Annotated in this window: 12 protein-coding genes; 10 read left to right on the top strand and 2 right to left on the bottom strand. The window is 65.2% G+C overall.

Annotated features, from left to right (window positions below):
* The first annotated feature begins 75 nt into the window (after positions 1-75).
* The 6 genes from lpdA (at position 76) to ACYJSS_RS28760 (ending at position 6,667) form a co-directional block, all read left to right on the top strand.
* Entirely contained in the window at positions 76-1,512 is a 1,437-nt protein-coding gene (lpdA, locus tag ACYJSS_RS28785) for a dihydrolipoyl dehydrogenase (RefSeq protein WP_111262875.1), read from the top strand.
* Positions 1,513-1,715: 203 nt separating this feature from the next.
* Positions 1,716-2,882, top strand: a complete 1,167-nt coding sequence (gene sucC / locus ACYJSS_RS28780) for an ADP-forming succinate--CoA ligase subunit beta (protein ID WP_111262876.1) — start codon at positions 1,716-1,718, stop codon at positions 2,880-2,882.
* Positions 2,882-3,769: a succinate--CoA ligase subunit alpha gene (gene sucD / locus ACYJSS_RS28775; RefSeq protein WP_111262877.1), complete on the top strand. Its 888-nt coding sequence runs from the start codon at positions 2,882-2,884 to the stop codon at positions 3,767-3,769. The genes sucC and sucD overlap by 1 nt, the downstream gene beginning before the upstream one ends.
* Before the next feature lie 277 nt (positions 3,770-4,046).
* The gene (gene brnQ / locus ACYJSS_RS28770) at positions 4,047-5,360 is read left to right on the top strand and encodes a branched-chain amino acid transport system II carrier protein (protein ID WP_111262878.1); all 1,314 of its coding nucleotides are present in this window, start codon (positions 4,047-4,049) and stop codon (positions 5,358-5,360) included.
* 168 nt (positions 5,361-5,528) lie between these two features.
* On the top strand, positions 5,529-6,281 hold the full coding sequence (locus ACYJSS_RS28765; protein ID WP_111262879.1) for a DUF599 domain-containing protein: 753 nt from the start codon (positions 5,529-5,531) through the stop codon (positions 6,279-6,281).
* Positions 6,278-6,667, top strand: a complete 390-nt coding sequence (locus tag ACYJSS_RS28760; protein WP_111262880.1) for an MAPEG family protein — start codon at positions 6,278-6,280, stop codon at positions 6,665-6,667. The genes ACYJSS_RS28765 and ACYJSS_RS28760 overlap by 4 nt, the downstream gene beginning before the upstream one ends.
* 104 nt (positions 6,668-6,771) lie before the next feature.
* On the opposite strand, the gene ACYJSS_RS28755 is transcribed toward ACYJSS_RS28760, so the two are convergent.
* Both ACYJSS_RS28755 and ACYJSS_RS28750 read right to left on the bottom strand, forming a co-directional pair.
* Positions 6,772-7,062: a hypothetical protein gene (locus ACYJSS_RS28755; RefSeq protein ID WP_111262881.1), complete on the bottom strand. Its 291-nt coding sequence runs from the start codon at positions 7,060-7,062 to the stop codon at positions 6,772-6,774.
* A 129-nt stretch (positions 7,063-7,191) separates the two neighbouring features.
* Positions 7,192-7,425: a hypothetical protein gene (locus ACYJSS_RS28750; RefSeq protein ID WP_213629216.1), complete on the bottom strand. Its 234-nt coding sequence runs from the start codon at positions 7,423-7,425 to the stop codon at positions 7,192-7,194.
* Between the two features lie 136 nt (positions 7,426-7,561).
* Between ACYJSS_RS28750 and ACYJSS_RS28745 the strand changes: the two genes are divergently transcribed.
* The 4 genes from ACYJSS_RS28745 to htpG all read left to right on the top strand — a co-directional run bounded on the left by ACYJSS_RS28745 (position 7,562) and on the right by htpG (position 11,792).
* Positions 7,562-8,017, top strand: a complete 456-nt coding sequence (locus ACYJSS_RS28745; RefSeq protein WP_111262883.1) for a PaaI family thioesterase — start codon at positions 7,562-7,564, stop codon at positions 8,015-8,017.
* The gene (locus ACYJSS_RS28740; RefSeq protein ID WP_111262884.1) at positions 8,014-8,457 is read left to right on the top strand and encodes a PaaI family thioesterase; all 444 of its coding nucleotides are present in this window, start codon (positions 8,014-8,016) and stop codon (positions 8,455-8,457) included. The genes ACYJSS_RS28745 and ACYJSS_RS28740 overlap by 4 nt, the downstream gene beginning before the upstream one ends.
* A 47-nt stretch (positions 8,458-8,504) precedes the next feature.
* Positions 8,505-9,752 (top strand): MFS transporter, encoded by a 1,248-nt coding sequence (locus ACYJSS_RS28735; protein WP_236206435.1) that lies wholly within the window; start codon positions 8,505-8,507, stop codon positions 9,750-9,752.
* A 135-nt stretch (positions 9,753-9,887) separates the two neighbouring features.
* Positions 9,888-11,792, top strand: a complete 1,905-nt coding sequence (gene htpG, locus ACYJSS_RS28730) for a molecular chaperone HtpG (protein WP_111262886.1) — start codon at positions 9,888-9,890, stop codon at positions 11,790-11,792.
* Positions 11,793-12,021: the final 229 nt, after the last annotated feature.

Raw genomic sequence — 12,021 nt, 5'->3', positions numbered from 1 at the left:
ACACGCCGCAAGCTGCAGAACATCGCAGCCCGGCCTGTGGCTTGCCGCTCGAAGCTCGAGGCTTAGGAGAACGTTATGACCCAGAAATTCGACGTGGTAGTGATTGGTGCGGGCCCCGGCGGTTACGTCGCGGCCATCAAGGCAGCCCAACTGGGCCTGAAGACCGCCTGCATCGAGAAATACCAGGACAAGGACGGCAAGACCGCTCTGGGCGGTACCTGCCTGAACGTCGGCTGCATTCCGTCGAAGGCGCTGCTGGACAGCTCCTACAAGTACCACGAGGCCATCGATGGCTTCAAAATCCATGGCATCGAAGCCAAGGGCGTCAGCATCGACGTACCGGCCATGGTCGCGCGCAAGAACGGCATCGTTAAGAACCTGACCGGCGGCGTGAGCACCCTGTTCAAGGCCAACGGCGTCACCCTGCTGGAAGGCCACGGCAAGCTGCTGGCCAACAAGCAGGTCGAAGTCACCGGTTCCGACGGCAAGACCCAGATCGTCCAGGCCGAGAACGTGATCCTGGCATCCGGCTCCCGCCCGGTGGAAATCCCCCCGGCTCCCATCGACCAGGACGTCATCGTCGACTCCACCGGCGCCCTGGACTTCCAGGCCGTGCCGAAGAAGCTCGGCGTGATCGGCGCTGGCGTGATCGGCCTGGAGCTGGGCTCCGTATGGGCCCGCCTGGGTGCCGAAGTCACCGTGCTGGAAGCCCTGGACAAGTTCCTCCCGGCCGCTGACGAGCAGATCGCCAAGGAAGCCCTCAAGGTCCTCACCAAGCAGGGCCTGAAGATCCGCCTGGGCGCCCGTGTCACCGGTACCGAAGTGAAGAAGAAGCAGGTCACCGTCAGCTTCACCGACGCCGAAGGCGAGCAGAAGCAGGTGTTCGACAAGCTGATCGTTGCCGTTGGTCGTCGTCCGGTCACCACCGACCTGCTGGCTGCCGACAGCGGCGTGACCCTTGACGAGCGCGGCTACATCTACGTCGACGACCACTGCAAGACCTCCGTTCCCGGCGTCTTCGCCATTGGCGACGTGGTGCGTGGCGCGATGCTGGCCCACAAGGCTTCGGAAGAGGGCATCATGGTCGCCGAGCGCATCGCCGGCCACAAAGCCCAGATGAACTACGACCTGATCCCGTCGGTGATCTACACCCATCCGGAAATCGCCTGGGTCGGCAAGACCGAGCAGTCCCTGAAGGCCGAAGGCGTCGAAGTCAACGTCGGCACCTTCCCCTTCGCGGCCAGCGGTCGCGCCATGGCTGCCAACGACACCACCGGCCTGGTCAAGGTCATCGCCGATGCCAAGACCGACCGCGTCCTGGGCGTCCACGTGATCGGCCCGAGCGCTGCGGAGCTGGTACAGCAAGGCGCGATCGGCATGGAGTTCGGTACCAGCGCCGAAGACCTGGGCATGATGGTCTTCTCGCACCCGACCCTGTCCGAGGCGCTGCACGAAGCGGCCCTGGCCGTGAATGGCCACGCGATCCACATCGCCAACCGCAAGAAGCGTTGAGAAATCAGCCGGGGATGCCGCGCCGGGTCGGCGCCTCCCCAGCGGATTCCTGACAGAAGAACCACGGCGGGCCACCCGTCGTGAGCCCCCAGGGGCTCACCGCGGAAAGCCCGCCGGACTGCCTTCAGAAGCAGTCACAGGTGGCGCGGCACCACGAATGCAGCGCCGAATGGGCAATACCCAAACGAAGACGGTAGACAAGCATGAATCTCCACGAATATCAGGGTAAGCAGCTGTTCGCTGAGTACGGCCTGCCCGTATCCAAGGGCTTCGCCGTGGATACCCCGGAAGAAGCCGCAGAAGCCTGCGAAAAAATCGGTGGCAGCGAGTGGGTCGTCAAGGCCCAGGTCCACGCCGGCGGCCGCGGTAAAGCGGGCGGCGTGAAGCTGGTCAAGAGCAAGGACGACGCCAAGGCGTTCGCCGCCAACTGGCTCGGCAAGCGCCTGGTGACCTACCAGACCGACGCCAACGGCCAGCCGGTCAGCAAGATCCTGGTCGAGTCCTGCACCGATATCGCCAAGGAACTGTACCTGGGCGCCGTGGTAGACCGTTCCAGCCGCCGCATCGTGTTCATGGCCTCCACCGAAGGTGGCGTGGACATCGAGAAAGTAGCCCACGAGACTCCCGAGAAGATCCTCAAGGCCACCGTCGACCCGCTGGTCGGCGCTCAGCCCTACCAGGGTCGTGAACTGGCCTTCCAACTGGGCCTGCAAGGCGACCAGATCAAGCAGTTCACCCACATCTTCGTGAACCTGGCCAAGCTGTTCCAGGACTACGACCTGGCCCTGCTGGAAGTGAACCCGCTGGTGATCAAGGCCGACGGCAACCTGCACTGCCTGGACGCCAAGATCAACATCGACAGCAACGCCATGTACCGCCAGCCCAAGCTGCGCGCCATGCACGACCCGTCCCAGGACGACGCTCGTGAAGCCCATGCGCAGAAGTGGGAACTGAACTACGTCGCGCTGGAAGGCAACATCGGCTGCATGGTCAACGGCGCTGGCCTGGCCATGGGCACCATGGACATCGTCAACCTGCACGGTGGCAAGCCTGCCAACTTCCTCGACGTCGGCGGTGGCGCGACCAAAGAGCGCGTGACCGAAGCCTTCAAGATCATCCTGTCCGACAGCAACGTCGCTGCCGTACTGGTGAACATCTTCGGCGGTATCGTTCGTTGCGACATGATTGCCGAAGGCATCATCGGTGCAGTGAAGGAAGTCGGCGTGAAGATCCCGGTGGTCGTCCGCCTGGAAGGCAACAACGCCGAACTCGGCGCCAAGGTACTGGCCGAAAGCGGTCTGAACATCATCGCTGCGACCAGCCTGACCGACGCTGCCCAGCAGGTCGTCAAGGCCGCGGAGGGTAAGTAATGAGCGTCCTGATCAATAAAGACACCAAAGTAATCTGCCAGGGCTTCACCGGCTCGCAGGGCACCTTCCACTCCGAGCAAGCCATCGCCTACGGCACCAAGATGGTTGGCGGCGTGACCCCCGGCAAGGGCGGCACCACCCACCTCGGCCTGCCGGTGTTCAACACCGTCAAGGAAGCCGTGGAAGCCACCGGCGCCGACGCATCGGTGATCTACGTTCCGGCTCCGTTCTGCAAGGATTCCATCCTCGAAGCGGCTTTCGGCGGCATCAAGCTGATCGTCTGCATCACCGAAGGCATCCCGACCATCGACATGCTGGAAGCCAAGGTCAAGTGCGACGAGCTGGGCGTACGCCTGATCGGCCCGAACTGCCCGGGCGTGATCACTCCCGGCGAGTGCAAGATCGGCATCATGCCGGGTCACATCCACCTGCCGGGCAAGGTAGGCATCGTGTCGCGTTCCGGCACCCTGACCTATGAAGCCGTGAAGCAGACCACCGACGCCGGCTTCGGCCAGTCCACCTGCGTGGGCATCGGTGGCGACCCGATCCCGGGCTCCAACTTCATCGACATCCTGAAGCTGTTCCAGGAAGACCCGAAGACCGAAGCGATCGTCATGATCGGTGAGATCGGCGGTTCCGCTGAAGAAGAAGCCGCTGCCTTCATCAAGGCCAACGTGACCAAGCCGGTGGTGTCCTACATCGCGGGTGTCACCGCACCGCCCGGCAAGCGCATGGGCCACGCCGGCGCCATCATCTCCGGCGGCAAGGGCACTGCGGACGAGAAGTTCGCCGCCCTGCAGGACGCCGGTGTGAAGACCGTGCGTTCCCTGGCCGACATCGGCAAGGCCCTGGCCGAGCTGACCGGCTGGGAAGTGAAGAAGGCCTAAGGCTTTCCGACCTGAGCAAAGGCCACCTTCGGGTGGCCTTTGTGTTTTTCCGCGCCTGTTCTTCAGGCGACAGATAGTTAAGTCCAGTCGACAGGCTGATGCATGTCAGTGCCGGTGGGCTGAACAAATCGCTAGTCTTGCACCCCTCAAGCTCGCCAGGCTCCACAAGGGCAGGGAACGGGCACCCATGGTCGATCCCAAAACGGATGGATGACGTTTCCCGTACCCCGGGGAAACCCTCTGAAACTATGAAATTCTGCCTGTGGTATTCCTCCCTATGACTCGTTTGAAAGGCTCGGACCTCCTGGCCCTCGGCTTCATGACATTCGCGCTGTTCCTTGGCGCCGGCAACATCATTTTTCCGCCCAGCGCCGGCATGGCCGCGGGTGACAATGTCTGGCGCGCCGCGCTCGGCTTCCTGCTCACCGGCGTCGGCCTGCCGCTGCTCACCGTGGTCGCCCTGGCACGTGTCGGTGGCGGCATGGACCGCCTGACCGCGCCGCTCGGCAAGGCTGCCGGCCTGGCCTTCGCGGTAGCCGTTTACCTGGCCATAGGGCCTCTTTTCGCCACCCCGCGTACCGCCGTGGTTTCCTTCGAGATGGGTGTTGCGCCCTTTACCGGAGAAAGCGGCATCGCACTGTTCATCTACAGCGTGCTGTACTTCGGTGCCGTGCTGTTCCTGGCGCTGAATCCCGGCAAGCTGGTGGACAGCATCGGCAAGTTCATCACCCCTGTCCTGCTGGCCGCGCTGCTGGTACTGGGCGGTGCCGCGATGAGCATGCCGGCCGGCCCCATCGGCAGCACTTCGCAGGCCTACCAGGCTGCGCCGCTGGTGGAAGGTTTCCTGCAGGGCTACCTGACCATGGACACCCTGGGCGCGCTGGTATTCGGCATCGTCATCGCCACGGCCATCCGCGACCACGGTGTCGAAGATGCCGGCCTGGTTACCCGCTACTCCGTCATAGCCGGGATCATCGCTGCATCCGGGCTGGCCGCTGTCTACCTCGCGCTCTTCTATCTGGGGGCCACCAGCCAGGGCATCGCCGGTGACGCACAGAACGGTGTACAGATCCTCACCGCCTACGTTCAGCACACCTTCGGCACCGTCGGCAGCCTGCTGCTGGCCGTGGTCATCACCCTGGCCTGCCTGACCACTGCCGTCGGCCTGCTCACCGCGTGCGGCGAGTTCTTCAGCCGCATCCTGCCGGTCTCCTACCGCACCGTGGTACTGGGGCTGGCCGCGTTCAGCCTGCTGGTGGCCAACCAGGGGCTGACCCAGCTGATCGCCTTCTCGGTGCCCGTGCTGGTGGGGCTGTATCCCCTGGCGATCGTCCTGGTGGCATTGAGCCTCTGCAATCGCCTGTGGCTGTCGTCGCGCCGCGTCTTCGTGCCCACCATGCTCGTTGCCCTCGTCTTCGGCCTCATCGACGGCCTGGGCGCTGCCGGCTTCAAATCGTTGGTGCCGTCCTTCATCGAGCACCTGCCGTTCTCCAGCCAGAGCCTTGCGTGGCTGCTGCCGGTGCTGGTCGTGCTGGTGCTGGCGGTTATCGCCGACCGCCTGGCGGGCCGCCCCGCCGTCGCGCCGGCCTGAGCCGCCTCGCACCGTTTGAAAGGCCACCTTCGGGTGGCCTTTTTCTTGGCTGCCCCCTGCCACCGCGCCTGGTCGAGAGCGGGGGCGCTGTGGCGTCGGTCACAGGGTGTCTTCCCCGGCTGCGTTGACGTCTACAGGGCGGTTCCCCTTATCCGCACCAGGCCACCCATGAACGACATTTCCGAGCTGATCGACTTCCACTACCTGTGGAACCTGCTGGCCATCCTCTGGTTCATCCTCTGCTGGGGTGGCTACACCCGCTACGCCACCTGGAAGGGCCGGGACACCCCGTGCCTGGCTTCGGTCATGCACCTGTACCGCGAAGACTGGATGCGCCGCCTGCTGCTGCGCGACAACCGCATCGCCGACGCCAGCGTGATCGGCAACCTGGAGCGCAACGCCTCCTTCTTCGCCTCCAGCACCCTGATCATCCTCGCCGGCGTGCTCACCGTGCTCGGCTCCACCGACCGCGCCGTCTCCATCCTCGCCGACCTGCCGTACGTCGAGCCCGCCAGCCGAGGGATCTCCGAGGTCAAGCTGCTGGCCATCGCGGTGGTGTTCGTCTACTCCTTCTTCACTTTCAGCTGGTGCATGCGCCAGTACAACTTCGCCGCCGTGCTGGTGGGGGCGGCACCGATGATCGGCGAGCGCAATGTCGGCGAGCAGGAGCGCAAGGACTTCGCCGCACGCACCGCGCGGGTCATCTCGCTCGCGGCCAACCAGTTCAACCTCGGCCTGCGCAGCTACTATTTCGGCCTGGCCATGCTGGCCTGGTTCATCAACCCCTGGTTCTTCATGCTGATCACCGCTGGCGTGGTCCTGGTGCTGTATCGACGCGAATTCCATTCCGCTGTGCTAGAGGTGATGGTGTACACCCCGACGACACAGGCGGCGGAGCCGCCGAAGGAGAAAAACGAATGAGTATTCCGTTCTGGTGCGTGTTCTTCGCTGCCCTGCTGATCTACATCGCCAAGATTCCCGTGGCCAGGGCCATGAAGGAGGAGGGCGGCGGCTACGACAACCACCACCCCCGGGCCCAGCAATCCCGCCTGACCGGCTTCGGCGGTCGTGCACTGGGGGCGCACCTCAACAGCATCGAAATCTTCCCGCTGTTCGCCGCCGGCGTGCTGATGGCCCACACCACCGATACCCGTGGCTGGCTGATCGACCTGCTGGCGCTGGTGTTCATCGTCTCCAGGGTGATCTACCTCTTCCTCTACTGGAACGACATCCACCTGCTGCGCAGCCTGGTATGGGTAGTCGGGCTCCTCTGCTGCCTGCTGTTGATGCTCAGCCCCGTGCTCTGACTTACCCTCACCCCCGCGCTTGCGGGGGCCACCCGATGGCAACCCGGCAGATACGAGAAGGCCCGCATGATGCGGGCCTTTGCGTTGGGAGATGGAGGCTGGATTCACTTGCCGTCGATGGCGTCCTTGGCTTCGTCGCCGGCGCCTTCCACCGCATCCCCGATGTCATCGGCGGCCTCTTCGGCCTTCTCGCCGGCGGTGGGTTGGTGACCGGTGATCTGGTCGGCCTTCCGTTCGGCCGCCTCGCCGCTTTCCTTCGCCGCGTCGCCCAGTGATTCCATGGCTTCGGATGCCGATTCCTTGGCCGCTTCCATCTTGTCTTCCGGGGTCTTTTCGCAGGCTGCCAGGCCGAGGGTCACGGCCAGGATCAGGGCATAGGGAAGGGGATTGAGCACGGTATGTCTCCTGGTTCTCTAGGGGCGGGATGAGTGGCCTCATCGCGTGCCGTTGGAGCCCAGGCGTTTCGCTTTAGTTCCTCGGGTTGCCGCCAGCCTGCAGGGCGCAAGGGCTGGCGGCTGCCACTGTTACTGCTGGCCGCTGGGCTGGCCACCCTGCGGGGCGGCTTCCGGTGCAGTGCTCGGCGCGGCCGGGGTGGAAGGGGCCGGAGCCGGGGTCTGCGGGGCACCGCCAGGGGCCGGCTGGGTGGCGGCGGGCGGGGTTTCGCTCGGCTGGGCGGCCTTGTCGTCAGCGGGCTTGTCGCAGGCGGCGAGGCCCAGGCTCGCGGCGATCAGCAGGGCATAGGCATAGGACTTGTGCATAGGGGTCTCCTTGGTCTCGGTTGTTGCACGACGAGCTTTCGAGTCCCCGTGCCCCCAGGAAGTTCAGCCGGATCGCCCCGGCGGCGGGCCGCGCGGTATCATGCGCGCCTTCACGCCAACGCCATGGAACCACCGGATGAGCGACAACCCCATTCTCGACAATGCCCAGCGCTTCCTGTCCGTGCTGCGCCACTGCCAGGTGCTCGGCCTGCGCGTCCACGGCGCCGACAGCCGGGGCCTGACCCTGTGCCTGCCCTACAGCGAGCGGATCATCGGCAACCCGGAAACCGGCGTCATCCATGGCGGCGCCATCACCACCCTGATGGACACCACCTGCGGCATCTCCACCGTCTGCGTGCTCCCGGAGTTCGAGATCTGCCCGACCCTCGACCTGCGCATCGACTACATGCACCCGGCCGAGCCGAACAAGGACGTCTACGGCTTCGCCGAGTGCTACCGCGTCACGCCCAACGTCATCTTCACCCGCGGCTACGCCTACCAGGACGACCCCGAGCAGCCCATCGCCCATGTGGTCGGCGCCTTCATGCGCATGGGCAAGCCCAGCCAGTTGAAGAAGGGGAGCGCGGCATGAAGCTCGATCTCGACGCCCTGGTACGTGAAGCCCACGAGAAGAACGACTACGACTCGCTGGTGTGCCTGATCCCCTACGCCAAGCTGCTGGGCATCGAATGCCTGCGCCTGGGGGAGGACATGGTGTTCCGCCTGCCGGCGAACAAGGACAACATCGGCAACCCGACCCTGCCGGCCATCCACGGCGGCGTGATCGCCGGCTTCATGGAGCACGCCGCGATGCTCCACCTGCTGATGTTCATGGGCATCCCACATTTGCCCAAAATCATCGACTTCTCGATAGATTACCTACGCGCCGGGCACTATCGTGACACCTTCGCCACCTGCCAGGTCTGGCGACAAGGCCGTCGCGTCGCCAACGTCGCCATCACCGCCTGGCAGACCAACCAGACCGAGCCCATCGCCACCGCCCGCGCCCACTTCAAGGTCGACGAACCCTGACCCGTGGCCGGGTGCGATACGCCCGGTCACGCACCAAGGAATCCTGGATGGATGCACTACTGATACTCGGCGGGCTGCTGCTGATCCTCGCCGGCCTCGTCTGGCTGGTCATGCTCGCCTTCGGTACCAGCCTGCTGTGGGGGATCGGCAGCCTGCTGCCGCCGCTCACCCTCGGCTACATAGCCGCGCACTGGCGCACCGCGCGCAAGGCGGTGATGCTCGCGGCCCTCGGCGTCATCCCGCTGATCGTCGGGCTGACCCTCCTGGCCAACCGCGACCCCGAGCGCCTGCACGCCCTGGTCAGCCTCGAATGGCTCAAGGGCGAGCGCAAGGCGCCGAGCGAACTGGCCATCGACCTGCGCGGCGAGCTCAATGGCCAGCCCTTCCAGCCCCAGCAGGCCGAGCTCATCGATGGCGTACTGAGCCTGCGCGAGGGCCAGGATTTCTTCGCCCGCCGCGAGGTGAGCATCCGCCTGGGCCAGCAACCCGGGGACGAACTGCGCCTGGACGTGCTGCCCGAAGACACCGGCAGCAAGCCCGAGGTCGAGATCAGCTGGCTGCTCCCCGAGCAGGAGCTGCCCGAAGCGCGGCGCCTGGGCAGGGGCTACACCCTGCACCTGGACCTCAAGCGGCGCGGCCCCAACACCCTCGCCGGTGCCTTCCACCTGGTGCTGCCGCCGCAGTTCCACACCACCCTGAGCGGTGAGGTCGAGCTGTTCACCGACCGCCTGCGCTACCGGGACGGGCAGGTCGACCTGCGGCACGACTCCATGGACACCCTGCACTACGTCGCCCGCGACTACCTGCAGCGCCGTTTCGCCACCCGCCAGGTCGAAGTGGCACGGCTGCCGACCGCCAGCCTGCCCGCGCATGAACTGGAGCTGGACGTCGAGGCCCGCATCGACGGCACCGCCCAGCGGCTGCCATTGCAGTTCATCCGCAGCGACCTGCGTGGCTGGGCCATCCGTGGCGACCGCTTCCCGGCCTTGCCAGCGCTCGAAGCCAAGCCCGAGGCCGCCAGCGCGAAGGCCGAGGACGCCCCCGTCGAACGCGCCTCGCGCCCGGCCGACCGGCGCCAGCGTTTCTCCCTGGAGCGCCTGCTGAGCAACCCCAACCACTACCAGAACCTCGCCATGCGCGTGCAGACCCAGCGTGGCAGCCTGGCCGAGGGGCGCTTCAACGGCATCAACAGCGCCGGCCAGATCATCATCCGCCGCAACATCTCCGGGCAGGGCGAGGCCAGCTTCGTGCTGCGCCCCGAAGAGATCGCCCGCATCGAGCTGCTCGAGCCCTGAACCCCGCCGCCACGGCCGCCCGCCCGGGCGGTCGTCGACGCCCTCCATGCAAGCCCTTGAAATTGAACAGCAAGCCCCCATCTGGGTGACATCCGCCGCAGTCGCGGCCTATATCATCCGTGGAGTTAGACGACCATGAGTGTGGAGACTCAAAAAGAAACCCTGGGCTTCCAGACCGAAGTGAAGCAACTGCTTCACCTGATGATCCATTCCTTGTACTCCAACAAGGAAATCTTCCTGCGCGAGCTGATCTCCAACGCCTCCGACGCCGCCGACAAGCTGCGTTTCGAAGCGCTGGCCAAGCCGGAGCTGCTCGAAGGCGGCGCCGAGCTGAAGATCCGCGTGAGCTTCGACAAGGACGCCAAGACCGTCACCCTCGAAGACAACGGCATCGGCATGAGCCGCGATGAAGTCATCGCCCACCTGGGCACCATCGCCAAGTCCGGCACCGCCGACTTCCTGAAGAACCTGTCGGGCGACCAGAAGAAGGACTCGCACCTGATCGGCCAGTTCGGCGTGGGCTTCTACTCCGCCTTCATCGTCGCCGACAAGGTGGACGTGTTCACCCGTCGCGCCGGCCTCTCCGCCGCCGAGGGCGTGCACTGGTCCTCCAGGGGCGAGGGCGAGTTCGACATCGCCAACGTCGAGAAGGCCGAGCGCGGCACCCGCATCGTCCTGCACCTGAAAGCCGGCGAGGAAGAGTTCGCCGATGGCTGGCGCCTGCGCAACGTCATCAAGAAATACTCCGACCACATCGCCCTGCCCATCGAACTGCCGAAGGAGCACTACGGCGAAGAGAAGGACAAGCCGGCCGAGCCCGAGTGGGAGACCGTCAACCGCGCCAGCGCCCTGTGGACCCGTCCGCGCACCGAGGTGAAGGACGAGGAGTACCAGGAGTTCTACAAGCACGTCGCCCACGACTTCGAGAACCCGCTGTCCTGGAGCCACAACAAGGTCGAGGGCAAGCTGGAATACACCTCCCTGCTGTACGTCCCGGCCCGCGCACCGTTCGACCTGTACCAGCGTGAAGCGCCGCGAGGCCTCAAGCTCTACGTCCAGCGCGTGTTCATCATGGATCAGGCCGAACAGTTCCTGCCCCTGTACATGCGCTTCATCAAGGGCGTGGTGGACTCCAACGACCTGTCGCTGAACGTCTCCCGCGAGATCCTCCAGAGCGGCCCGGTGATCGACTCCATGAAGTCGGCGCTGACCAAGCGCGTGCTGGACATGCTGGAGAAACTGGCCAAGAACGAGCCCGAGCAATACAAGGGCTTCTGGAAGAACTTCGGCCAGGTCCTCAAGGAAGGCCCGGCGGAGGACTTCGCCAACAAGGAGAAGATCGCCGGCCTGCTGCGTTTCGCCTCCACCAGCGACGAAAGCGGCGAGCAGAGCGTCTCCCTGGCCGACTACATCGGCCGCATGAAGGAAGGCCAGGACAAGGTCTACTACCTCACCGGCGAATCCTATGCCCAGGTGAAGAACAGCCCGCACCTGGAAGTCTTCCGCAAGAAAGGCATCGAAGTGCTGCTGCTCACCGACCGCATCGACGAGTGGCTGATGAGCTACCTCACCGAGTTCGACGGCAAGCACTTCGCCGACGTGGCACGTGGCGACCTCGACCTCGGCAAGCTGGACTCGGAAGAGGACAAGAAGGCCCAGGAAGAAGTGGCCAAGGCCAAGGAAGGACTGGTCGAGCGCCTCAAGGCCGCCCTCGGCGAGGACGTCTCGGAAGTGCGCGTCTCGCACCGCCTGACCGACTCCCCGGCGATCCTCGCCATCGGCGAACAGGACCTGGGCCTGCAGATGCGCCAGATCCTCGAAGCCAGCGGGCAGAAGGTGCCGGACTCCAAGCCCATCTTCGAGTTCAACCCCAGCCACCCGCTGATCGAGAAACTCGACAACGAGCAGGATGAAGAGCGCTTCGGCGAGCTGTCCCACATCCTCTTCGACCAGGCCGCCCTGGCCGCCGGCGACAGCCTCAAGGACCCGGCCGCCTACGTGCGCCGCCTGAACAAGCTGCTGGTGGAACTCTCCGCCTGAAGCCTGTAACGCACCCCGGAAAAGGCCCGCGCAAGCGGGCCTTTTCATTCCGCCCACCATCACCTGGTCACTCGGTTGGTGGAGGTCTATTGGAGCGTGGCTTTGCTTTTTGGCTCTCCGGACGGAGATGCAATCAGAGCTCGGAGCCTGCAGCCGCCGCTCACTCTGGACGTAGGGTGTGCTGCGCGCACCTGGATCTCGCCAGAAGCACCGTGCGGCGGTGCGCACG

Source organism: Pseudomonas sp. No.21, assembly GCF_054558415.1.
Note: the sequence above shows the minus strand (reverse complement) of the source record. Positions and strands in the feature narration are given on the sequence as shown.